Here is a 20,941-nt window from a genome sequence, read left to right as displayed (position 1 = left end):
GCGGCCTATGACGTGATGGTGGGGCGCGGGCTGTTGGCCCAGGCGGGGAAGCATATCGCGCCGCTGGCCAAGGGGCGGACGGTCATCGTTACCGACGAAACGGTGGCGGGCATCCATGCCCAGGCGCTGACGGCGTCGCTGACGGCGGCGGGCGTGAAGAGCGAGGTCGTGGCCGTGCCGGCGGGCGAGGGATCCAAGTCCTTCGCCGAGTTGGAACGGGTGCTGGACCGGCTGCTGGAGATCGGGCTGGACCGCAAGGACGTGGTGATCGCCCTGGGCGGCGGGGTGGTGGGGGATCTGGCCGGTTTGGCGGCGGCGCTGTTCATGCGTGGCATCGACTTCGTACAGATCCCGACGACGCTGCTGGCCCAGGTGGATTCGTCCGTCGGCGGCAAGACGGCCATCGATACGCCACGCGGCAAGAATCTGATCGGCGCCTTCCATCAGCCGCGTCTGGTCCTGGCCGATATCGACGTGCTGGCGACCCTGCCGCCGCGTCAGGTGAAGTCCGGTTGGGCCGAGGTTCTGAAGCACGGGCTGATCTGCGACGCCGCCTTCTTCGACTGGCTGGCGGGTGAAGGGGCGGCGGGCGCGGCGGGCGATCCTGCTGCGCTGGAACGGGCGGTGATCCGTTCGGTCGAGATCAAGAGCGCTGTTGTCGGCGAGGACGAGAAGGAGGCCGGGCGGCGCGCCCTGCTGAACCTGGGCCACACCTTCGGCCATGCGGTCGAGACGGAGGTCGGGTTCGACGAAGGCGCGCTGGCGCACGGCGAGGCGGTGGCGCTGGGGTGCTGCATGGCCTTCCGATACTCGGCGCGCGAAGGGCTGTGTTCGGCCGCCGATGTCGAACGGGTCGAGGCGGTGGTTTCGGCGGCGGGTCTGCCGACGCGGCTGGCGCAGGCGGGCGTGTTCGTGGCCGACCGGCTGCTGGCCCTGATGGCCGGCGACAAGAAGGCCGAGGGCGGGGCGCTGACCCTGATCCTGGCGCGCGGCATCGGCCAGGTCTTCGTCGCCAAGGGGGTGGATGCGGACAAGGTGCGCGCCTTCCTGATCGAGGAAGGCGCGACCGCGTGATGCGGATCGCCACGGTCCCGCTGGAGGACCGGTTCGTGCGGCTGGAGCCGTTCGAGGACGGGCTGAAGGCCGAAGTGCGGGCGGCGTTGGACTGCGATTCCGAAGCTTGGGACATCATGGTCGCGCCGGCCTATGGCGCGCATTTCGACGGTTGGTGGGACAACGCCCTGGCGGCCATGCAGGTGGGCACACGGATCGCCTATGCGGTGCGGCGGCTGTCCGACGGCGCCGTGGTCGGCACGACCAGCCTGTATGAGATCAACCCGGCCTATCGCCGCTGCGAGATCGGTTCGACCTTCTATCGGCCAGAAGCGAGAGGCGGGGCGATCAATCCGGCCTGCAAGCGGCTGTTGCTGGGCCACGCCTTCGACGCGGGCGCAGTGCGGGTCGAGATCATCACCGACGCCGTCAACGCCCAAAGTCAGGCCGCCATCCTGAAGCTGGGCGCCAAGGCCGAAGGCGTCCTTCGCAAGCACAAGATCACCTGGACCGGCCGGGCGCGCGACACCGCCATGTTCGCCGTCATCGACGACGACTGGCCTGCGGTGCGCGACGGACTGGATCGACGGCTGGCGGTTGAAAGTCCTAACTGTCTGACGATCTAGATGTCAGCCAGCGGATTTGGCCCAAATCGATTAGCTTCGGGATTGCCGCGCAGAAAGAGTATCTCGATCAGGCCCCAGACGAAGAATGGCGCGACCAAGAAGACAGCGCCGACTATCGCAAGAATGACGACTGCCGGCCTGTCGAGAGGAAGTCTCGAAAGGGCCGAGACGGCGAGAATGTGCGGACCAAAGAAGCAGACGAGCCACCACCCGCTGCGCCCCCTGTCGTGAAGCCGCCGCACGAACGACCCTAGCAAATACCAGCCCATCACGACGCCGAAGATGAGCACAGCGATGTTGACGGCGGTCAAGTTCGGAGCAACGGCGCCAATCAACTGAAGAGGCGTCAGAAGGAGACCAAAGCCATAGAACGCGGCGAGCGAAAGATAGAAACGTCGCCGCGAGAGGCGACCCGAAAACTTCAGATTTCCACTCACCATGTCCTTGAGCCAGTTCATGGATTGCGTATCGCCGTTTGCCATCTCCGGGGCAAGCCATGGCAGCGCTTGCTCATTTAGCAAGGTCGCGATCAGTCCACGGCCCGGCATTGCGTCGGTTGGCGGCCTTCGACGGACCAGGTGGCGAGGACGCCCTTGCCGCGCAGTTCGACGTTGGAGGCGCGGTACCAGATGCCGTCGGCGGCGCGTTCCTGATACAGGTCGATGGCCTCGCCGGACGAGTTGCGGATGGTGGCCATCTGGCGCGGATTGTCGAAATCGACCGACAGGCGCTCGCCGTTGTCGCACAGATAGACGGTGTGGACGACGCGGTTCAGGGTGCGGTCCTGGATCTCGGCGCCGGTGCGCTGGCGGGCGGTCTGGGCGTCGATGGCGCGTTCCTTGACCTCGTCGCCGGTGGTGGGCGCCTTGTCGGGGTCGGGACCGCAAGCGGTCAACAGAGCGAGGGCGGCGAGGCCGCTGAAGACGATCGACTGCGGCAGATCCGGCTTGAACAACGACATTCCTCCACGGCGCCGCTTGGCGCGGCGTTCTAACGTGCGCCGCCTGCCGCCGTTCCCCGCCGTTGACGGAAGAAGGACTTGAGCAGGGTGGACGCCTCCTGCCCCAGAAGACCTGAGTCCGTCGTCGGACGCCAGTGGCAGGTGGGTTGTTCGAACAGGCGAGGGCCATGGATCACCGCGCCGCCCTTGGGATCGTCGGCGGCCCAGACGACGCGGCCGATACGGGCGTGGCTGATGGCGCCGGCGCACATGGCGCAAGGCTCCAGCGTCACATACAGGGTCAGGCCCGTCAGGCGGTAGTTGTCCAGCGCCGTCGCCGCGCGGCGCATGGCGACGATCTCGGCATGGGCGGTGGGGTCGTGTGACGCGATGGGACCATTGGCGCCGGTCGAAATTACCTCACCTGAGGCAGGATCGACAAGAATTGCACCCACAGGCACCTCTCCTGCGTCCGCCGCCGCTTGCGCTTGGTCCAGCGCCATGCGCATGAACCGCTCATCATGGTCCGCCATACAGACGACAACGACAAGAAGCCCCGCGCCCGTCAAGACGAACGGTCGCCCCGGCCCTTTAAATCCTCCGGTCCCCGCAAGAGCGGCGACGGGACGAAATCCTATGGCGACAAGCCACGCAGCCCTCGCGAAGACGGCCCCAAGCGGTTCGGCGACAAGGGCGGGGCCAAGGACGGCAAAGCGTCCGAAACGCCCCTGCGCGCCGAGCGAATCGCCAAGACCATGGCCCGCGCCGGCATCGCCTCGCGCCGCGAGGTTGAGCGACTGATCGGCCTGGGCAAGGTGGCGGTCAACGGCCGCATCCTGGATACGCCCGCGACCCTGGTGACGCGCGACGACGTGATCACCGTGGACGGCAAGCCCATGGGGTCGACCCAGGCGACGCGCGTCTGGCGCTATCACAAGCCCGCCGGGCTGCTGACCAGCCACAAGGATCCGACGGGTCGCCCGACCGTGTTCGACGCCCTGCCGGCCGGGCTGCCGCGCGTGATCTCGATCGGACGGCTGGATCTGTCGACCGAAGGCCTGCTGCTGCTGACTAACGACGGCGAGCTGAGCCGGGCGATGGAGCTGCCCTCGGCCGGGCTGGTGCGTCAGTACCGGGCGCGGGCGCGGGGTAAAATAACCCAAGAGCAGTTGGACGAGCTGAAGAACGGCGCCGTCGTGGAGGGCATCTCCTACGGTCCCATGGTGGCGACGCTGGACAAGGCCAAGGAAAGCAAATCCGAGGACGGCCGCACGCCGAGCAACCTGTGGATTTCGGTCTCGATTACCGAGGGCAAGAACCGCGAAGTCCGGAAGGTGCTGGAGTCCGTCGGCCTGACGGTCAATCGGCTGATCCGCCTGGCCTATGGTCCTTTCCGCCTGGACGTCCTGCCGGTCGGTTCGGTCGAAGAAATCGGGCCGCGCGTGATCCGCGAACTGCTGGCCGACTACATCCGGCCCGAGAACCTGCCGACCGGCAATACGGTCGAGACGCCGGCGCCCATTCCCGGTCGTCGCGTGTCGACGCCGATCCTCAAGGGCAACTCGGGCTCGGCCATGTCGGACCCGTCGCGCAAGCCCAGCCGGGTTCGCGCCGCCGAGACGGCCCAGGCCGATGCGGTCGAGCGCCGCGAGCGTCCGCCCAAGAAGGAAGGCTGGGCCAAGGCGACGCCCCGCACCGTCCATCCCAAGAAGACCTACACGCCGCGCGAGGACGGCGACCGTCCGGCGCGCAGCAGCGACGGGCCCAAGCGCGAGTACAAGCCGCGCACGGCGGCCGGCCCAGAGGGCGCCAAGCGCGACTTTAAGCCGCGCGGCTTCGGCGCCAGCGGCAGCAGTCGCGAGACGCGGCCGCCCCGCACCGGCGGCGGCAAGCCGGCTGGACCCTCGGGCACCAGCGGTCGCGCGCCGGGGGGCAAGCCCCGCACGCCGCGCTAAGAGGCGACTGGAGACCTGACGATGGATGCACGCCTGTCCGGCCGGTGCCTGTGCGGCGCGGTGACCTTCACCGCCACGCCCAACGGCGGCATGCACGCCTGCCATTGCCCCACCTGCCGACGGCAGTCGGGCGGCATCCTGTTCAGCGTCGACTGCGGCGACAGCGTCGAGGTTCAGGGGGATGTGGCGACCTATGTCTCGTCCGAATGGGCGACGCGCCAGTTCTGCCCGGCCTGCGGGACCGGCCTGTTCTGGCGCGCCAATGACGGCGGGATCACCATGGTCTCGGCCCAGGCGTTCGACGATCCGACGGTCTTCGCGCTGGAGGACGAGTTCTGCATCGAGAGCAAGCCGGACGGCTATGCGCTGGCGGGCGACCGGCCGCGGCTGACCACTGAACAGCTGTGGGCGCAGTTCGCGCCGCCTGAAGCCTGATGCGGATCGTCGCCGGGAGCCTGAAGGGCCGGACCATCGTCGCGCCGGAGGGGCAGGGCACGCGCCCGACCTCGGACCGGGCGCGCCAGGCCGTGTTCAATGTGCTGGAGCATGCTGCGTGGGCCGAGAGCCTGCAGGGGGCGCGGGTCATCGACCTGTACGCCGGATCGGGCGCCCTGGGGTTCGAGGCGGTCAGTCGGGGGGCGGGCTTCTGCCTGTTCGTCGAGACGGACGACGGGGCGCGCGGCGCCATCCGCGAGAACGCCGACGCCTATGGGGTGATGGGGCGCACGCGCGTGCATCGACGCAGCGCCACGGACCTGGGCGTGCGGCCTGGATCGGACGGCGAGGCCTTCGACATCGCCTTCCTGGACCCGCCCTACGGCAAGGGGTTGGGCGAGCAGACGCTGCTGCGGCTGCTGGAGGGGAACTGGCTCAAGCCCGGCGCCCTGGTGGTGTTCGAGCGCGGATCGGACGAGCCGGAGATCGACACGCCCGGCTATCAACGGCTGGACGCGCGCGACTATGGCGCGGCGCGGGTGCTGTTCCTGAAGGCGCTGGCCCCAACCGCCTGAGCGGGAAAAGTGCACTCCAATTTTTTTGAGTGCACATTAGTGCAGATTTTTGCGAGCGGGTCGCAACGGGATCAGTCCTCAGGCGGCGGACCCAGCAGGGCCTCGTCCTCCTGTTCGATCTCGCGGCGTTCCAGTTCCAACAGGGCCTTGGTCTCTTCGCGGCTCATGCCCTTGAAGAATTCGGCGTCGGCTTCGCGGCACGCGTCGCGAAGTTCCAGCCACAGGCGCTGCCAGCGACGCGCGTCGGTGGCGCGACCGGCCTCCGTCGCCTCGATGAAATGCAATCGGGCGGTCCGGGCCAGATGGTCCATGCCGACGTCCTCATAAAGGCTCAGGTCGATCTCGCCGGGCGGCGGCTCGACCTGGTCGCTGCGCCGCCAGCCGTATTTGCGGGCGCGACGGCGAAACGCGGACAGGCCCAGGTCGTGGCGGCGACACACGGCCTCGGCGCTGAGGCCGGACAGATAGTCGGCGCGGGCCTGGGCCCAGGTTTGAGCGGCGCGGATGCGATAAACGTCGGTCATGACCGCAGCCGTAAACCGACGCTACGTCAAATGCGGACGTGGGTAGGTGTCAGAGTTTGGCGACCAGACCACGCGCGGCGGCCGTCACCTCGGCCCAAGTGATTTCAAACCCGGCGTCGTCGCCGAAATAGGGATCGGTCACGGCTTGGCCCTCGCGACCGGGGACGTGGTCGAGCAGCAGGCTGAGTTCGGCGGTCGCGTCGGCGGGGGCGATCCGGCGCAGGTTCTCCAGATTGTCGTGGTCCAGGGCCACCACATGGGTGAAGCGGCGTAAATCGGCCTGCGTCACCTGCCGCGCCCGCAACCCCGAAATCTCGACACCATGCCGCCGCGCCGTCGCCTGCGCCCTCGGGTCCGGCGGCTCGCCCGCATGCCAATCCCCGGTCCCGGCGGAATCGACGATCAGATCGAGACGGAGCCGCTCAGCCTCGGCGCGCAGGGCAGCCTCGGCGAGGGGCGAGCGACAGATGTTGCCGAGGCAGACGAAGAGGATGGAGGGTGATGACAACTCTTAAGCTGCGAGCGTGTTCAAACGCGGTGACAATCGCAGCAAAGCGTAAGCCCGGGGGGCACCAGGACGCCCATTAAATCGCAGCACAATACACTCCACTTCGCGCGTGTTTAACCACTGCCCTACTACGGGAGCCTGAATGCGGTTTACGTAACCAATTCGATGATCGCCGAGAAAGACTTGCACGGCGTCCTTATCATGCACGTTGGTTGGCTCAGGAACTAAGCGCAGCGATTGTCCGACTTCGGGTATGCTGGTTCCGGCCTCATGGCGAAAGCCAGCGATTTCAAAAGACACCTCACCAGAAACTAGGTCAGGATCAAGCGGGTCGACTAACGAGAATCCATCACCCGGAAGTCGAGCTTCAGTTAGCGCAAACAGCGTTAAACCGGTTGGAGCTTGGTCAGAAGGTATGGAAAAATATTCAAGGTATTTCGAAAAATCCGACCTCGTTGATGGAGGTAGTCTTCTTCCAAACGTCGACATAACATTTTCAGTGAATATCTTGCCTGGCGTATAGTCGAAAGCCGGAAATGAAACAAAACCTTGGCGTCGCATATCTTCAATAGACCGACCCGCATTCAAAGCCTCAAATTCGCTACCTTCAAAGTATCGAAACTGGGGACAAGCTGGCTGGTGGTCTAACATGCCTACTTGCCACCGACGGCGATCTTCCACCCCGTCAGGTGCTTGCCAAGCGAGGACAAGCTGGGCCGGCTTAGCTGGACTTTGGAACCAAACTTTCACGGCGCATCCCCTAAAGCCGCTTGTAAAGCGGCTCGCCTCGCTTTCAGTTGCGCAACCACAAACTCAGCCCGTGCGTCAGAGAAACTCTCTGGAAACCGGAACGTCGTGCACCACTGAGCGATTGCCTCGATTCGATGATCTGACAAATCGCGCGCTGCGTCCATCGCATCTCCGACGCCGCCCCGGATGCGCCGTTTCATCTCAGCACAAAGAGCCGCATGTTGTGCTGAGAGTGCATCACCGGCCAACCAGCCATAATGGTGGTGCCCGCCTGCAACCAACTTCGCGATCTCGTTGGGCTGCGCTCTAAACTGCAAATCAGCCTCAGCAATTCCGTAGCCAAGGCTTGTGCCATTATCGAAGGTTGGTGCTAGCCGGTATTGAGGGGCGTCAGGACGAAGCGCGATCAACGTCCCCCAGTTTCGCGAATGTCGGTCAGTATTGCCGATAATGGCATCGAACGCGATTGTTCGTGCCCACCACTCTTTCGCTTTGGGGCATGCCAACGAGCGAGATAAGCTAATATTGTCAAGGAGGCTGCCTCGCTTTTCGTTGGTTTTGATACGAGCCCCTTGCAAAAGTTCGATCGCATCGACGTAACGGCTCGGCTCATCGCCAGGATGGTCGTACATGAACTCGATGAGCACACCGGGCGCACCGTTGTCTGGACCCAAAGAAAGGAAAGCCGGAGGTACAGAAACTAACAAATCTCGTGAAAGCTCATAAGCAATTACCTCGCTCCATATCTGTTTGGAGCGCCACCCTGCTGGTTCCTTGAACAAGTATCGGTGGCCACCAATGAGAAAGTTATGAGGCGGTGGGTTAGGACAAACGAAAATGCGTTTCGGCTGATTGCCCTGCAGGCCGAACGGATTGTCCTCCAGCTCCCAAGTTCGTAGATCGACTACGTTCTGAGGATGCTGCTCGATTCGCGGCTCGGTTGGCATTTAATCATTCTGCAGTAGGTTTGGCTCAGACACATCCATGTTTGTGAGATCGGCGAGAGCCAAGGCGTGGGCTTAGACATTGGCGCGCTTCCCAACGTTTTGCTCACCGTCTTCCGAATAGCTTCTCCAGATCGTGCAGCTTCAGCTCCACATAGGTCGGCCGTCCGTGGTTGCATTGGCCGGAGTGGGGGGTGGCTTCCATCTGGCGCAGAAGGGCGTTCATTTCGGGGGCGGAGAGGACGCGGCCGGAGCGAACGCTGCCGTGGCAGGCCATGGTGCCGCAGATGGCGGCGAGGCGTTCCTTGAGCGACAGGGCCTGGCCGTGTTCGGACAGGTCGTCGGCGATGTCGCGGATCAGGCCCTGGATGTCGGTGTCGCCCAGCATGGCCGGGGTCTCGCGCACCAGGACGGCGCCGGCGCCGAAGGCCTCGACGATCAGGCCCATCTCGGCCAGTTCCTCGGCGCGCGAGGCGACGCGCTCGGCCTCGGCGGGGTCCAGATCGACCACCTCGGGCGTCAGCAGGGCCTGGCGGGTCACGGACCCCTCGGCCATCTGGGCCTTCATCCGCTCATAGACCAGCCGCTCGTGGGCGGCGTGCTGATCGACGATGACCAGGCCGTCGCGGGTCTGGGCGACGATATAGTTGGCGTGGAGCTGACCCCGCGCGGCGCCCAGCGGGTAGTCGAGGGGGTCGGTGGGGGCGTGATTGGTGAAGGGTGTGTCGTGAGCGGCGGGGGCGGCGGCCGGTTGCTGGGGCCAGGCGGGGCCGTCCCATGACGGCTCGACGCGGGCGCTGCGTTCGTTGAGGCCGGGGATGATTTGGGCTGCGGCGGCGGGCTGGGACCAGCCGGTCCAGCCGCTGAAGCCCTGGGCCGAGGGGGCGCTGGGGCTGTAGGCGGGGCCTGAGCCCAGGCCAGTGTGGGGCTGGAAGCTGGACAGGGTATCGGCGGCGACGGTGGTGGAGGCGCGGTGGCCGGCGGCGTGCAGGGCGTGGCGCAGGGCGCCGACGATCAGGCCGCGCACCAGGGCCGGATCGCGGAACCGGACCTCGGCCTTGGCCGGGTGGACGTTGACGTCGACATAGAGCGGATCGATGTCGAGGAACAGGACGGCGGCCGGGTGCCGGTCGCGCGCCAGGAAGTCGGCGTAGGCGCCGCGCAGGGCCCCTTGCAGCAGGCGGTCCTTCACCGGGCGGCCGTTGACGAACAGATACTGATGCGCCGCATTGCCGCGCGAATAGGTGGGCAGGCCGGCGTATCCGCTCAGACGCACGCCGTCCCGTTCCTGATCGATCAGCAGGGCGTTGGCCTCGAAGTCGCGGCCCAAGAGGGCGGACAGCCGCTTCAGCCGGCCCTCGTCGCCGGGGTGTTCGGCGGGCAGACGAAGCGTGACCTTGCCGTCCAGCGACAGGGTGAAGGCGACGGCCTCGTGCGCCATGGCCTGGCGCTTGATCTCCTCCGAGATGGCCATGGCCTCGGACCGCTCGGACTTCATGAACTTGAGCCGGGCGGGGGTCGCGTAGAAGAGGTCGCGCACCTCGACCCGCGCGCCGTGCTGGCCGGGGAATGGGGCGGGGGCCAGGGGACGGGTCTCGCCGCCCTCGACCGTGATGGCCCAGGCCTCGGTTTCGTCGCGGGACCGGGTGGTGATCGACAGGCGGGCGACCGAGCCGATGGAGGGCAGGGCCTCGCCCCGGAAGCCCAGGGTGTGGATGCGCAGCAGGTCCACGTCGCCGGCGTCGTCAGGTTCCAGCTTCGATGTGGCGTGGCGTTCGATGGCCAGGGGCAGTTCGGCCCTGGGGATGCCCTTGCCGTCGTCGGCGATCAGGATGCGCGACAGGCCGCCGCCGTCGGCCTGAATCTCGATGTTGCGGCCGCCGGCGTCCAGGGCGTTCTCGACCAGTTCCTTGATGGCGCTGGCCGGCCGCTCGACCACCTCGCCTGCGGCGATGCGGTTGACGGTTTCGGGAGAGAGGCGGCGGATGGGCATGAGGGCAGGAAGATAGGGGGCGCGGGGGATTCGCGCCATGAGGCACGACGGCGTCCTTCTCCCCTTGGGGGAGAAGGTGGGGCCGGAGGCCTCGGATGAGGGGTATCTGTCCGCCTCGATACGGTGAGGGGGAGACTGCGTCTGGCTGCCCCCTCATCCGTCTCGCTGCGCGAGCCACCTTCTCCCCCGAGGGGAGAAGGGATTATTCGGCGGTCTTGGTCTTTTTAGCGGGGGCCTTCTTCGCCGGAGCCTTCTTCGCCGCCGGTTTCTTGGCTGCGGCCTTCTTGGCCGGGGCCTTCTTTTTGGGCGCGGCGCCGGCCTTGGCGGCGAGCAGGGGCAGGGCGTCTTCCAGGGTCAGGTCTTCGGGCGCCGTGCCCTTGGGCAGGGTGGCGTTGATCTTGCCGGACTTGACGTAGGGACCGAAGCGGCCGGCCATGACGTGGATCGGCTCGCCTGTCTCCGGGTGGGCGCCCAGGTCCTTGAGCGGGGCCGTGGCGGCGCCGCGACCCGGACGACCGGCGCGTTTCTCGGCCAGCAGGGCGACGGCGCGGTTCAGACCGACCTCGAACACCTCGTCGATGTCCGAGACATTGGCGTAGGTGCCGGCGTGCAGGACGAAGGGCCCGTAACGGCCCAGGCCCGCCGTGATCATCTTGCCGTCCTCGGGGTGGACGCCGACCTCGCGCGGCAGGGCCAGAAGGCGCAGGGCCTGGTCCAGCGACAGGGATGCCGGCGACCAGCCCTTGGGCAGGGATGAGCGTTTGGGCTTGTCGCCCTCGGGCGGCGTGATTTCGACATAGGGGCCGAAACGGCCGATCTTCAACTGCACCGGCTGGCCGGTCTCCGGGTCGATGCCCAGTTCGCGGTCGCCGCTCTCGGCCGAACCGTCCTCGGCCGACGGGCTGGCGACGGGGCGGGTGTATTTGCAGTCCGGATAGCGCTCGCAGCCGATGAAGGCGCCGAAGCGGCTGGTCTTCAGGCTGAGCTGGCCGATGTGGCACAGGGGGCATTCACGCGGGTCGGAGCCGTCTTCCTTGGCCGGGAAGATGTGGGCGCCCAGGCTTTCGTTCAGGGCGTCCAGGATGGCCGTGGTGCGCAGTTCGCCGGCGGCCTGGGTCGCGGCGTGGAAGTCCTGCCAGAACTCGCGCAGCAGCAGCTTCCAGTCCAGCTGACCGGCGGACACTTCATCCAGGCGGGTCTCCAGCGCGGCGGTGAAGTCATATTCGACCCATTTGGCGAAGAACTGCTCCAGGAAGGCCGTGACCAGCCGTCCCTTGTCCTCGGGATAGAAGCGGTTCTTGTCGACGCGGACGTATTCGCGGTCGCGCAGGGTCGACAAGGTCGAGGCGTAGGTCGAGGGGCGGCCGATGCCCAGCTCTTCCAGCTTCTTGACCAGGGTGGCTTCCGAATAGCGGGGGGGCGGTTCGGTGAAATGCTGGTCGGTGCGGATGGCGTCGACCTTGGCCTTGGCGCCTTCCTTCAGGGCGGGCAGGCGGCTGGTGTCGTCGCTCTCGTCCTCTTCCGCGCCCTTCTGCTTCTCGTCGCGGCCTTCCTCATAGACAGCCATGAAGCCGTCGAAGGTGACCACCTGGCCGGTGGCGCGCAGACCAGTCAGGCCGTCGGGCGTCTCGATATCGACCGTGGTGCGGTCCAGGCGGGCGGCCTCCATCTGGGATGCGACCATCCGTTTCCAGATCAGTTCGTAGAGGCGCTGAAGATCGGAATCGAGGCGAAGGCTGTCGGGATGGCGCGCGATATTGGTCGGCCGGATCGCTTCGTGCGCTTCCTGAGCATTCTTGGCCTTGGTCTTGTAATAGCGCGGTTCTTGCGGAACGAAGGCCGGGCCGAACTGCTGGCTGATAACCTCGCGCGCCTGGGCGATGCCCTCGGGCGTGGTCTGGACGCCGTCGGTCCGCATATAGGTGATCAGGCCGCCGGTCTCGTCGACGCCCTCATACAGTTTCTGCGCCGCCTGCATGGTGCGCTGGGCGCTGAAACCCAGCTTGCGCGAGGCTTCCTGCTGCAGGGTCGAGGTGGTGAAGGGCGGCGCCGGATTGCGGCGGATCGGCTTCTTCTCGACCGAGTTGATGGTGAAGTCGCCGGCGTCAATGGCGGCGCGGGCGGCGGTGGCGGTCGCCTCGTCCTTGATGTCCAGGCGCTGGACCCGCTTGCCCTCATGCTTGACCAGGCGAGCGGTGAAGGGCGGGCTGTCGGCGTTCAGGTCGGCCTCGATGGACCAGTATTCCTGGGCCTTGAACTTCTCGATCTCCATCTCGCGATCGACGACGATGCGCAGGGCGACCGACTGGACGCGGCCGGCCGAGCGGGCGCCCGGCAGCTTGCGCCACAGGACTGGCGAGAGGGTGAAGCCGACGAGGTAGTCCAGGGCGCGGCGGGCCAGATAGGCGTTCACCAGCTCCATGTCGATCTGGCGCGGGACGGCCATGGCGTCGAGGACGGCGGACTTGGTGATGGCGTTGAAGGTGACGCGCTCGACGTGCGTATCCTTCAACACCTTCTTCTTGTTCAGCACCTCCAGCACGTGCCAGCTGATGGCTTCCCCTTCACGGTCGGGGTCGGTCGCGAGGATGACGCGGTCGGCGCGCTTGGCGGCCTCGGCGATTTCGGACAGGCGTTTGGCGCCCTTGGCGTCGGCCTCCCAGTGCATGGAAAAGTCGTCGTCGGGCAGGACCGAGCCGTCCTTGGACGGCAGGTCGCGGACGTGGCCGTAGGAGGCCAGGACTTCGTAGTCCGGGCCGAGATACTTATTGATGGTCTTGGCCTTTGCGGGGCTCTCGACGATGACGAGGTTCATATCTGTCCGGTCTCGGGAAGGGGCGCGAACGTGGTTGGAGCGGGGCCGTGAGTCAATCGCACCTGTCGTCTTACAGCCTAAGGTGGTTGTGTTTTAATGAAGCGCGGTTAGATTGTAGCCTTGGCAACGGAGACGATCATGGCGACGGCGCGAAGCGAAAACACATCCGCGACGGAGTTTAGATCCGACATCGAGGCGGCGGCCTTTCCCACGCGGGAATACATCGGCGCCATGGCGCTGGAAATGGCCCGACTGGCGCGCGACGAGGGCGACGTACGGCTGGCAGGGATGCTGGAACAGGTGGCGGGCGTTGCGGGTCATCCGCCGGCCTAGGTGGACGCCAGCCCGCCCTGCAGCAGGTCGGCGCGGCCGGTCAGGCTGAGTTCCAGCAGGGCGGCCGCGACCTGTGAGACGGGGGCGTTGAGAGCGCGGGCGATCTCGTCGCGGGGCGTCGGTGTGGGCGACAGCAGGGCGGCGACGCGGTCGAGGAAGGCGTCGTCGATGTCGCCGTCGAATCGCATTTGATCTGCCTCAGGCTCGCGCAGGGTGCGCAGGGTGTTGAAGGCGCGGTCGATGTCCTCGATCCCCTCGCACAGTATGGCGCCCTGACGCAGCAACTCGTTGGGGCCGCGGGCGCGGGGATCCAGCGGCGAGCCGGGCACGGCGAAGACGTCGCGACCCTGTTCGGCGGCGAGGCGGGCGGTGATCAGGGAGCCGGACCTGATCTCGGCCTCGACGACCACCACGCCGCGAGACAGGCCCGAGATGATGCGGTTGCGGCGGGGGAAGTCCCGGGCCTGGGCGCGGGCGCCGACGGGGCTTTCGGAGACGATGCAGCCGTGTTCTGTCAGACGGGCGTAGAGGTCGGCGTGTTCGGGCGGATAGATGTCGTTCACCCCGCCGCCCAGGACGGCGACGGTCCCGGTCTGCAGAGCGCCTTCGTGGGCGGCGGCGTCGATGCCACGCGCCATGCCCGAGACGACGACATGTCCGGCCTGACCCAGTTGTTGCGCCAGGCCGCGCGCGATCCGCTGACCGCCTGCCGAGGCGATGCGGGCGCCGACGATGGCGACGCAGGGCTGGTTCAGCAGGTCGGCGCGGCCGCGGGTCCACAGGATCGGGGGCGGCGGATCAAGGGCGGCCAGCATCTCGGGATAGTCGTCGTCGCCCAGCACCAGCAGACGGGCGCCGATGGCGTCGCCGGCGGCAAGTTCACGCTCGACCGCCTCGACAGGCGGGGGCGTGGAGGCGGCGCCGGACTTGCGCACCAGATCGGGCAGGGCGTCCAGCGCGTCGGCGGCGGAGCCGTAGCGGGATAGAAGCTGGGCGAAGGTGACGGGACCGATGCGGTCGGTGCGGGCGAGCCGCAGCCGGGCGAAGCGTTCGGCCGGGCTCAGGCTCACGCGGTCTTGGCCCCGATGCGCGGTTCCTCGCCCTTCAGCAGCCGGGCGATGTTCTGGTGGTGACGCACCCAGATCAGGACGGCGGCGAAGACGGTCAGGGCGAGGATGGGCAGGCCCACCGGCAGGCCGACGACGGCGAGCGGCAGCAGGGCCAGCAGCGGCGCGGTCGCCGCAGAGATCAGGGCCGCCAGAGACGAATAGCGGAACAGGAAGGCGCAGATCAGCCAGACGGCGCCCGCCATCAGCCCCAGCGGCCATGCGGCGGCGAGCAGCAGGCCATAGAAGGTGGCGACGCCCTTGCCGCCCTTGAAGCCCAGCCAGACAGGGAACAGGTGGCCCAGGAAGGCCGCGCCGCCGGCGACGGCGCCCGCGACCTCGCTGTCGAACAGGTGGCGGGCAATCAGCAGGGCCACGGCACCCTTGCCGGCGTCCAGCAGCAGGGTCGCCAAGGCCAGATCCTTGCGGCCGGTGCGCAGCACATTGGTCGCGCCGATATTGCCCGAACCGATATTGCGCACGTCACCGGCGCCGGCGGCGCGGGTGATCACCACGCCGAACGGAATCGAGCCGAGCAGATAGCCGCCCAGCGCGACGAGCGCCAAGGTCCCGATTGCGGGGCCCACCAGATCCTGCACGTTGATTCGCTCCCCGCGTGTCGTTGCGTCAAAATGCGTCGGCGCGCGGCGCGGAGCAAGCGCGATCCGACCTCTTGACCCGATGATCGGCGCAGCGTCTGGTCCGCCCGCCTTGCCGGAGACTGTCATGACCCGAATCCCCGCCGCCGCCGCCGTGGTTTTGTTGCTGTCCACGACAGGTTGCGTCGGTGCGCCGCCTGCTAGCCCGACGCCTGTCGGCGGGCCGGCGCTGGCCGCCTATTTCGACTGCGTGCGGGACGGCGGCGTGGCGATCTCGGCGCACCGTGCGGTCTCGGCGATGGATCAGCCCGAGAACTCCATCGCCGCCATCGAGGCGACCGGACGGGCCATTCCCAATGCGATCCTGGAACTGGACGCCGTCCTGACCAAGGACCGGCATCTGGTGCTGATGCACGACGACACGATGGAGCGGACCACCACCGGGCGCGGCCGGGTTGCGGACCTGACCCTGGCGCAGGTGAAACAGGCGCGGCTGAAGGCGTCTAACGGCGCCCTGACCCGCGCCGCGCCGCCGACCCTGGGCGAGGCGCTGGACGCCGCAGGGCGGGTTGGCGCCATCGCCAGCATCGACCTGAAACCCGCTGACGGCGAGACGACCGTCGATCTGGCGCGGGCGGTGATCGATCAGGTCCGCCGGTCGCGGGCCGGGAACCGGGTGATCCTGATCACCTATAACGAGGCCGACGCGCGGGCGGTGGCGGCGATGGCGCCGGAGATGATGATCTCGGCCGGGCTGAGCCGCGTGGAGGACTTGCAGGGGCTGAATGCGTCGCAGATCCTGGCTTGGACCGGGACACGCGAGGAACGCCCGGCCCTGTGGCGGGCGCTGCGCGACGCTGGCGTGGAGGTCCAGTTCGGCACCTTGGGCCGGGAAGGCGAGCGCCGCGACGACCGCTACGCCGCCGACGGCGACGTGTCGGAATATCGCGACCTGGTGCGTCAGGGCGTGACGGTGATCGCCACCGACACGCCGCTGGCGGTCAAGTCGGTGCTGGGCGCCGAGGTGGCCAAGGCTGCGACGTGCGAGCGGGTGCGCTGATCAGGTTTTCGCCGGCAGCACCGCCATCAGGGCGCGGGTGAAGCCGACGGGGGCGACGGTCAGGTGGTCTTCGTCGACTAAAACCGTGGATCGGACCGTAAGGCCTGGGTAGGCGCGCGATTTCAGGGTGCGCTCCATCGTGCGGACATCGGCGACCATGTCGGCGCTGGAGGTGTTGCGGCGGTCGGGGCCGGGGACCTCCCACCCGCCGATATACATGAAGACGTCGGCGGGCAGGTCGCGGTGGGTGCGGGCGTAGTCGGCCTCCATCCCCATGATGTGGCGCTTGTCGTACCAGAAGGACGGGCTGCCCAGGACATAGGCGTGGAACAGGCCGGGGTCCGTGAACAGGACCTGGGCGCCCAGCAGGCCGCCGTAGGAATGGCCCAGCAGGATGCGGCGCGCGGGATCGGCGCGGAAGCGGCTTTCGACGAAGGGAAGGGCCTGGGTCTTCAGATAGGTCTGATAGGCGGTGCCGCCGCCGTGGAGCATAGAGCTGGAGCTGCGGGGGCCGTTCGGGGTCGGGGTGTAGTCGCGGTTGCGGCTGATCGTGCCGCTGTCGCCGCGCGAATAGGATAGGCCGACCAGGATGAACTCCTCGATCACCGGGCCGTCCAGGTTCACGCGCCGGGCGATCTGGCGGATGATCGGAAAGGCGTAGTCGGCGTCGGTGACGTAGAGGACCGGGTAGCGGCGCTGGGGGCTGGTGTCGTAGCTGGCGGGCAGGCTGACGAAGACCTGGTAGTCGCGGCCGGAGACGGGGTCCGGCACGGTCCAGACCTGGGTTCCCGTCAGCACATAGGGCGCGCCTTCGGCCGGTGTGGCTGGCGCGGGCGAGGACTGGGCGTCGGCCCGTTCCGAACAGCCCATGACGGCGCCGGCCAGCAGAACCAGCCCCAGGCCGGCCGCGCGTTTCCAGATGGTCATGACCGATTCCCCGATAAGCTTCACTGTCGTTGAGCCTAGGGCGGAATGTGGCGGAAAGCCGGTGGGTCAGTGCACCTTGCGACCGCCCACCCAGGTTCCGAGCACCTTCCCCTGAAGCCTGCGGCCGTCGAACGGGGAGTTCTTGGATTTGGAGTGCAGGGCGTCGGCGTCGATGATGACGGGGGCGCCGAGGTCGAACAGGACCAGGTCGGCGGGGGCGCCCTCGGCCAGGAGGCCGGCGTCGAGACCCAGCAGGGCGGCGGGTCCCTGGGTCAGGGGGCGCAGTACGTCCAGCAGGTCCAGCCCGTCCTCGTGGTGCAGGGTCAGGGCGGCGGGCAGCAGGGTTTCCAGGCCGATGGCGCCGGGTGCGGCCTCGGCGAAGGGACGGCGCTTGTCCTCGGCGGGAGCGGGGGCGTGGGCCGAGGTGATGACGTCGATCAGGCCTTCGCGCACCGCCTCGATCAGGGCCTGACGGTCGGCTTCCGAGCGCAGCGGCGGGTCCAGCCGGTAGAAGGTGCGGTAGTCGCCGATGTCCACCTCGTTGAAGCACAGGTGGTTGATCGAGACGCTGACGGCGACCTCCAGCCCCTTGGCGCGGGCGCGGGCCAGGGTCTCCAGCGCGCCTTCGGTCGAGATCTGATCGACCAGGAAGCGAGCGCCGGTCTGTTCGACCAAAGCGAGATCGCGCTCCAGACCGATGCGTTCGGCGATGGCGGGACTGCCGGACAAACCGAGGCGGGTCGCCAGTTCACCTGAGGCGGCGACGGCGCCTTCGGTCAGCCAGGGATCGGCCGGGCGGCAAGCGATCAGGGCGTTGAAGGCGGCGGCGTAGCTCATCACCCGTTGCAGGGTGCGGCTGTTGACGATGACCTTGTCGCCATCGGTGAAATACAGGGCGCCAGCCTCGTCCATCAGGCCGATCTCGGCCATGCGCTGGCCGTCCAGGGCCTTGGTCGCGGCGCCGGCGGCGCGGACATTGACCAGGTTCAGGGCCGCGCCGCGCCGCTGGATGAAGTCGATCATCGCCGGATCGTCGACGGCGGGGTCGGTGTCGGGCTGGACGACGATGGTGGTCACGCCCCCGGCGGCGGCGGCCAGGCTGGCCGACTTCAGCGTCTCCTTGGGCTCGGCGCCCGGTTCGCCGGTCTTGACGCGGATATCGATCAGGCCGGGCGCGAGGCACAGGCCGTCCGCGTCGATGACCTGATCGGCGTCGATGGGCGATGGGCCGTGGATGACGCGGACGATGCGGCCGTCCTCGATCAGCAGGCCGCCGGGACCGTCATAGTCGGTGGCGGGGTCCAGCAGGCGGGCGTTGATGATGGCGACGGTGGTCATCGGGCGTCCCCCCAACGGGCGGAGAGGGAGGCCAGGACGGCCATGCGGGCGGCGACGCCCATCTCGACCTGATCCTGGATCAAGGAGACGTCCAGGTCGTCGGCGACATCGGAATCGATCTCGACGCCGCGGTTCATCGGGCCGGGGTGCATGACCATGGCGCCCGGCTTGGCCCAGGCCAACTTCTCGCGGTCCAGGCCCCAGAAGCGGAAATACTCGCGGGTCGAGGGCACCAGGGCGCCAGCCATCCGCTCAAGCTGAAGGCGCAGCATCATGACCACGTCGCAGCCTTGCAACCCCTCGCGCATGTCGTGGAAGACCTCGCAGCCCCAGCGGTCGGCATCGCCGGGCACCAAGGTCGGCGGGCCGATCAGGCGCACCCGCGCGCCCATCATCTGAAGCAGGGCGACGTTGGAGCGGGCCACGCGGCTGTGGGTGATGTCGCCGCAGATGGCGACGGTCAGGCTGGTCACATCGCCAAAGGCGCGGCGCATGGACAAGAGGTCCAGCAGGGCCTGAGTCGGGTGTTCGTGGCGACCGTCCCCGGCGTTGACGACGGCGCAGCCGACCTTCTGGCTGAGCAGTTCGGCCGCGCCCGAGGCCGAGTGGCGGATGACCAGGATGTCGGGCTTCATGGCGTTCAGGGTGACGGCCGTGTCGATCAGGGTCTCGCCCTTCTTCACCGAGGACGATCCGATCGGCATGGTCACGACATCGGCGCCCAGCCGCTTGGCGGCGATCTCGAACGAGGAGGAGGTGCGGGTCGAGTTCTCGAAGAACAGGTTCACGACCGTGCGGCCGTGCAGCAGGTCCAGCGCCTTGGATGACTGGCGATTGAAGTCGACGAAGGCGTCGCCGAGATCCAGCAGCTGCGGCGTCACGAACGGATTGAGGTCCGAGGCGGCGAGGAAGTGGGGTTTCGGGAACGGGACCAGCCGGTCGCGGATGGTCTGGTCGGTGACGTCTGAGGGCTGGGTCATCGAGACGCGGCTATAGGCGTGACTCGGTCTGAACGCCAGTGTCGGGCGTCAGTCAGACGAAATGGAACAGCGCCAGAAGGATGGGGATGACCACGGCGCTGCCGACGGTGGTCAGGGCGATGACGCCGGCGATCAGGGGCGCGTCGCCGCCCATCTGACGCGCCAGGATATAGGAGGCGGCCGAGCCGGGCGCGGCGCCACAGATCAGGGCGATCCCCTGGGCCAGGCTGTCGCCGCCGAGAGCCCAGGCGATGAACCACATCAGCGGCGGCATGACGCCCAGCTTGACCAGGGTGACGGCGGCGATGGTGGTGCGGCGGCGTCGGACCTCGGCGAAGGACAGACCCGCCCCGGCGACGATCAGGCCCAGCGGCAATGCGGCGGCGCCTAGAAGGTCCAGGGCGTCGGACAGGCCGGGGATCAAGGGCACGCGCAGCAGGTTCAGCGCCAGGCCGATCAGACAGGCCAGCAGGATGGGGTTGGCGAGCATCGACTTGATCAGGCCCAGCACCGAAGGCTCTCGCCGCAACGAACCCCACTTCGCCAGGACGGCGACGCAGGCGATGTTGGTGACAGGGATGATGAAGGCGATGGCGACGGCGGCAAGCGCGGTCCCTTCGGAACCATAGACCGACTGGATCACCGGCACGAAGACGAAGCTGTTCCAGCGGATCACGCCCTGGAAGACGCTGGTGTAGGCGGGGCCGTCCAAGGTGATCAGGGGCTTGGCCGCCAGGGTCGCCGCCGCCACGATCAGGGTCGCCCCGACCGCCGCCGCGCCCGCCACGGTCGCCCCGCCGCCGGCGAGGTCCGCGTGCCAGATCGCGGGGATCAGGAAGCTGGGATAGAAGATGTTGATCGACAGCTTCTCGATCGGTCGCCAGGCCTCGTCGGGCAGGAAGCCGGATTTGCGCAGCCCATAGCCCAGAGCGATCATCAGAAAGACCGGCAGGACGCCGGCGATCAGGGCCGTCAAACCCAGGTCGCCTGATCCCGCACCCGATCCAGCGCCCCCTGAAGAATCCAGGCGGCGGCGGTGCGGTCCACGACCTGAGCGCGGCGCTTGCGGTTCAGGTCCAGGTCCTCGATCAGGAAACGTTCGACCGCACTGGTGGACAGGCGCTCGTCCCAGAAGGCGATGTTGATCGGGTGCAGTCGTTCCAGATTGCGGGCGAAGGCGCGGCACGACTGGGCGCGGGGGCCTTCGCTCCCGTCCATATTGGCGGGCAGGCCGATGACCAGGGCCGAGACCTTGCGATGGGCCATCAGCTTGAACAGCTGTTCGGCCTCCAACGTGAACTTGGACTTGCGGATCAGCTCCAGCGGCGAGGCGATCAGGCGGGTGGAGTCCGACACGGCGACGCCGATGGTCTTCTCGCCCAGATCCAGCCCCATCCACGGCGTGTCGGGCGGGCAGGCGGCGGGCAGGTCGAGGAGGTCGAGAACGGGCACGGCCTGCGGTTAGGACTGGCGCGGCCTT

23 protein-coding genes are annotated in these 20,941 nt (G+C 67.6%); 7 read left to right on the top strand and 16 right to left on the bottom strand.

Annotated elements, in window-relative coordinates; translation table 11 throughout:
• The first annotated feature begins 15 nt into the window (after positions 1-15).
• Both aroB and CHRYSEO8AT_RS00325 read left to right on the top strand, forming a co-directional pair.
• Positions 16-1,074, top strand: a complete 1,059-nt coding sequence (aroB, locus tag CHRYSEO8AT_RS00330) for a 3-dehydroquinate synthase (protein WP_159851548.1) — start codon at positions 16-18, stop codon at positions 1,072-1,074.
• Positions 1,074-1,679, top strand: a complete 606-nt coding sequence (locus CHRYSEO8AT_RS00325) for a GNAT family N-acetyltransferase (protein ID WP_159844678.1) — start codon at positions 1,074-1,076, stop codon at positions 1,677-1,679. Before aroB ends, CHRYSEO8AT_RS00325 begins: the two co-directional genes overlap by 1 nt.
• On the opposite strand, the gene CHRYSEO8AT_RS00320 is transcribed toward CHRYSEO8AT_RS00325, so the two are convergent.
• From CHRYSEO8AT_RS00320 to tadA, 3 genes are all read right to left on the bottom strand, one after another.
• Positions 1,676-2,137: a DUF805 domain-containing protein gene (locus tag CHRYSEO8AT_RS00320; protein WP_159844675.1), complete on the bottom strand. Its 462-nt coding sequence runs from the start codon at positions 2,135-2,137 to the stop codon at positions 1,676-1,678. The genes CHRYSEO8AT_RS00325 and CHRYSEO8AT_RS00320 overlap by 4 nt on opposite strands.
• Positions 2,138-2,208: 71 nt before the next feature.
• Complete coding sequence (locus tag CHRYSEO8AT_RS00315; RefSeq protein WP_135195369.1) at positions 2,209-2,640, bottom strand: MliC family protein; 432 nt, start codon at positions 2,638-2,640, stop codon at positions 2,209-2,211.
• A 29-nt stretch (positions 2,641-2,669) separates the two neighbouring features.
• Positions 2,670-3,128 (bottom strand): tRNA adenosine(34) deaminase TadA, encoded by a 459-nt coding sequence (gene tadA, locus CHRYSEO8AT_RS00310; RefSeq protein ID WP_167762549.1) that lies wholly within the window; start codon positions 3,126-3,128, stop codon positions 2,670-2,672.
• Positions 3,129-3,140: 12 nt separating this feature from the next.
• On the opposite strand from tadA, the gene CHRYSEO8AT_RS00305 reads away from it, so the two are divergent.
• The 3 genes from CHRYSEO8AT_RS00305 to rsmD are packed head-to-tail and all read left to right on the top strand — an operon-like array spanning position 3,141 to position 5,584.
• The gene (locus tag CHRYSEO8AT_RS00305; RefSeq protein WP_159844672.1) at positions 3,141-4,574 is read left to right on the top strand and encodes a pseudouridine synthase; all 1,434 of its coding nucleotides are present in this window, start codon (positions 3,141-3,143) and stop codon (positions 4,572-4,574) included.
• Positions 4,575-4,595: 21 nt separating this feature from the next.
• Positions 4,596-5,009, top strand: a complete 414-nt coding sequence (locus CHRYSEO8AT_RS00300; protein WP_236547371.1) for a GFA family protein — start codon at positions 4,596-4,598, stop codon at positions 5,007-5,009.
• The gene (gene rsmD, locus CHRYSEO8AT_RS00295) at positions 5,009-5,584 is read left to right on the top strand and encodes a 16S rRNA (guanine(966)-N(2))-methyltransferase RsmD (protein WP_159844669.1); all 576 of its coding nucleotides are present in this window, start codon (positions 5,009-5,011) and stop codon (positions 5,582-5,584) included. The genes CHRYSEO8AT_RS00300 and rsmD overlap by 1 nt, the downstream gene beginning before the upstream one ends.
• A 71-nt stretch (positions 5,585-5,655) precedes the next feature.
• On the opposite strand, the gene CHRYSEO8AT_RS00290 is transcribed toward rsmD, so the two are convergent.
• From CHRYSEO8AT_RS00290 to topA, 6 genes are all read right to left on the bottom strand, one after another.
• Entirely contained in the window at positions 5,656-6,108 is a 453-nt protein-coding gene (locus CHRYSEO8AT_RS00290; protein ID WP_159844666.1) for a hypothetical protein, read from the bottom strand.
• 49 nt (positions 6,109-6,157) lie between these two features.
• Positions 6,158-6,616, bottom strand: coding sequence for a low molecular weight protein-tyrosine-phosphatase (locus CHRYSEO8AT_RS00285; protein ID WP_159844663.1), 459 nt, complete (start codon positions 6,614-6,616; stop codon positions 6,158-6,160).
• Positions 6,617-6,619: 3 nt separating this feature from the next.
• On the bottom strand, positions 6,620-7,366 hold the full coding sequence (locus CHRYSEO8AT_RS00280; RefSeq protein WP_159844659.1) for an HIRAN domain-containing protein: 747 nt from the start codon (positions 7,364-7,366) through the stop codon (positions 6,620-6,622).
• Entirely contained in the window at positions 7,363-8,313 is a 951-nt protein-coding gene (locus tag CHRYSEO8AT_RS00275) for a HipA domain-containing protein (RefSeq protein WP_159844656.1), read from the bottom strand. The genes CHRYSEO8AT_RS00280 and CHRYSEO8AT_RS00275 overlap by 4 nt, the downstream gene beginning before the upstream one ends.
• A gap of 103 nt (positions 8,314-8,416) precedes the next feature.
• Positions 8,417-10,303, bottom strand: coding sequence for a DNA mismatch repair endonuclease MutL (gene mutL / locus CHRYSEO8AT_RS00270; RefSeq protein ID WP_159851546.1), 1,887 nt, complete (start codon positions 10,301-10,303; stop codon positions 8,417-8,419).
• Positions 10,304-10,505: 202 nt separating this feature from the next.
• Positions 10,506-13,118, bottom strand: a complete 2,613-nt coding sequence (gene topA / locus CHRYSEO8AT_RS00265) for a type I DNA topoisomerase (RefSeq protein WP_159844653.1) — start codon at positions 13,116-13,118, stop codon at positions 10,506-10,508.
• Positions 13,119-13,256: 138 nt separating this feature from the next.
• On the opposite strand from topA, the gene CHRYSEO8AT_RS00260 reads away from it, so the two are divergent.
• Positions 13,257-13,451, top strand: a complete 195-nt coding sequence (locus CHRYSEO8AT_RS00260; RefSeq protein ID WP_159844650.1) for a hypothetical protein — start codon at positions 13,257-13,259, stop codon at positions 13,449-13,451.
• Here CHRYSEO8AT_RS00260 and dprA read toward each other — a convergent pair.
• Together dprA and plsY are read right to left on the bottom strand one after the other, a co-directional pair.
• Positions 13,448-14,521: a DNA-processing protein DprA gene (dprA, locus tag CHRYSEO8AT_RS00255; RefSeq protein WP_159844647.1), complete on the bottom strand. Its 1,074-nt coding sequence runs from the start codon at positions 14,519-14,521 to the stop codon at positions 13,448-13,450. The genes CHRYSEO8AT_RS00260 and dprA overlap by 4 nt on opposite strands.
• Positions 14,518-15,156 (bottom strand): glycerol-3-phosphate 1-O-acyltransferase PlsY, encoded by a 639-nt coding sequence (plsY, locus tag CHRYSEO8AT_RS00250; protein WP_159844644.1) that lies wholly within the window; start codon positions 15,154-15,156, stop codon positions 14,518-14,520. Before plsY ends, dprA begins: the two co-directional genes overlap by 4 nt.
• 127 nt (positions 15,157-15,283) lie before the next feature.
• On the opposite strand from plsY, the gene CHRYSEO8AT_RS00245 reads away from it, so the two are divergent.
• On the top strand, positions 15,284-16,216 hold the full coding sequence (locus tag CHRYSEO8AT_RS00245; protein WP_159844641.1) for a glycerophosphodiester phosphodiesterase family protein: 933 nt from the start codon (positions 15,284-15,286) through the stop codon (positions 16,214-16,216).
• Here the strand turns inward: CHRYSEO8AT_RS00245 and CHRYSEO8AT_RS00240 are convergent, their stop codons facing one another.
• The 5 genes from CHRYSEO8AT_RS00240 to ruvX form a co-directional block, all read right to left on the bottom strand.
• Positions 16,217-17,143 carry a DUF3693 domain-containing protein gene (locus tag CHRYSEO8AT_RS00240; RefSeq protein WP_159844638.1) on the bottom strand — a complete coding sequence of 309 codons (927 nt, stop codon included), beginning with the start codon at positions 17,141-17,143 and terminating at the stop codon, positions 16,217-16,219. It abuts the gene before it with no gap.
• A gap of 66 nt (positions 17,144-17,209) precedes the next feature.
• On the bottom strand, positions 17,210-18,481 hold the full coding sequence (gene pyrC, locus CHRYSEO8AT_RS00235; protein WP_159844635.1) for a dihydroorotase: 1,272 nt from the start codon (positions 18,479-18,481) through the stop codon (positions 17,210-17,212).
• Entirely contained in the window at positions 18,478-19,461 is a 984-nt protein-coding gene (locus CHRYSEO8AT_RS00230; RefSeq protein WP_159844632.1) for an aspartate carbamoyltransferase catalytic subunit, read from the bottom strand. Before CHRYSEO8AT_RS00230 ends, pyrC begins: the two co-directional genes overlap by 4 nt.
• Before the next feature lie 52 nt (positions 19,462-19,513).
• Positions 19,514-20,437, bottom strand: a complete 924-nt coding sequence (locus tag CHRYSEO8AT_RS00225; protein ID WP_159844629.1) for an AEC family transporter — start codon at positions 20,435-20,437, stop codon at positions 19,514-19,516.
• Complete coding sequence (gene ruvX / locus CHRYSEO8AT_RS00220; protein WP_159844626.1) at positions 20,434-20,913, bottom strand: Holliday junction resolvase RuvX; 480 nt, start codon at positions 20,911-20,913, stop codon at positions 20,434-20,436. Before ruvX ends, CHRYSEO8AT_RS00225 begins: the two co-directional genes overlap by 4 nt.
• Between the last annotated feature and the right edge of the window lie 28 nt (positions 20,914-20,941).

Source organism: Brevundimonas sp. G8 (assembly GCF_902506205.1).
Taxonomy (GTDB): domain Bacteria; phylum Pseudomonadota; class Alphaproteobacteria; order Caulobacterales; family Caulobacteraceae; genus Brevundimonas.
This window is presented reverse-complemented; position numbering and strand designations above follow the sequence as displayed.

Coding starts and splice junctions, on each gene's coding strand:
- CHRYSEO8AT_RS00240 (WP_159844638.1), bottom strand. CDS start 17,143: ATGACCATCTGGAAACGCGCGGCCGGCCTGGGGCTGGTTCTGCTGGCC.
- CHRYSEO8AT_RS00230 (WP_159844632.1), bottom strand. CDS start 19,461: ATGACCCAGCCCTCAGACGTCACCGACCAGACCATCCGCGACCGGCTG.
- mutL (WP_159851546.1), bottom strand. CDS start 10,303: ATGCCCATCCGCCGCCTCTCTCCCGAAACCGTCAACCGCATCGCCGCA.
- CHRYSEO8AT_RS00260 (WP_159844650.1), top strand. CDS start 13,257: ATGGCGACGGCGCGAAGCGAAAACACATCCGCGACGGAGTTTAGATCC.
- tadA (WP_167762549.1), bottom strand. CDS start 3,128: ATGCGCATGGCGCTGGACCAAGCGCAAGCGGCGGCGGACGCAGGAGAG.
- CHRYSEO8AT_RS00320 (WP_159844675.1), bottom strand. CDS start 2,137: ATGAACTGGCTCAAGGACATGGTGAGTGGAAATCTGAAGTTTTCGGGT.
- topA (WP_159844653.1), bottom strand. CDS start 13,118: ATGAACCTCGTCATCGTCGAGAGCCCCGCAAAGGCCAAGACCATCAAT.
- CHRYSEO8AT_RS00245 (WP_159844641.1), top strand. CDS start 15,284: ATGACCCGAATCCCCGCCGCCGCCGCCGTGGTTTTGTTGCTGTCCACG.
- CHRYSEO8AT_RS00325 (WP_159844678.1), top strand. CDS start 1,074: ATGCGGATCGCCACGGTCCCGCTGGAGGACCGGTTCGTGCGGCTGGAG.
- CHRYSEO8AT_RS00305 (WP_159844672.1), top strand. CDS start 3,141: ATGGTCCGCCATACAGACGACAACGACAAGAAGCCCCGCGCCCGTCAA.
- CHRYSEO8AT_RS00315 (WP_135195369.1), bottom strand. CDS start 2,640: ATGTCGTTGTTCAAGCCGGATCTGCCGCAGTCGATCGTCTTCAGCGGC.
- rsmD (WP_159844669.1), top strand. CDS start 5,009: ATGCGGATCGTCGCCGGGAGCCTGAAGGGCCGGACCATCGTCGCGCCG.
- aroB (WP_159851548.1), top strand. CDS start 16: ATGGTGGGGCGCGGGCTGTTGGCCCAGGCGGGGAAGCATATCGCGCCG.
- CHRYSEO8AT_RS00290 (WP_159844666.1), bottom strand. CDS start 6,108: ATGACCGACGTTTATCGCATCCGCGCCGCTCAAACCTGGGCCCAGGCC.
- CHRYSEO8AT_RS00300 (WP_236547371.1), top strand. CDS start 4,596: ATGGATGCACGCCTGTCCGGCCGGTGCCTGTGCGGCGCGGTGACCTTC.
- pyrC (WP_159844635.1), bottom strand. CDS start 18,481: ATGACCACCGTCGCCATCATCAACGCCCGCCTGCTGGACCCCGCCACC.
- CHRYSEO8AT_RS00275 (WP_159844656.1), bottom strand. CDS start 8,313: ATGCCAACCGAGCCGCGAATCGAGCAGCATCCTCAGAACGTAGTCGAT.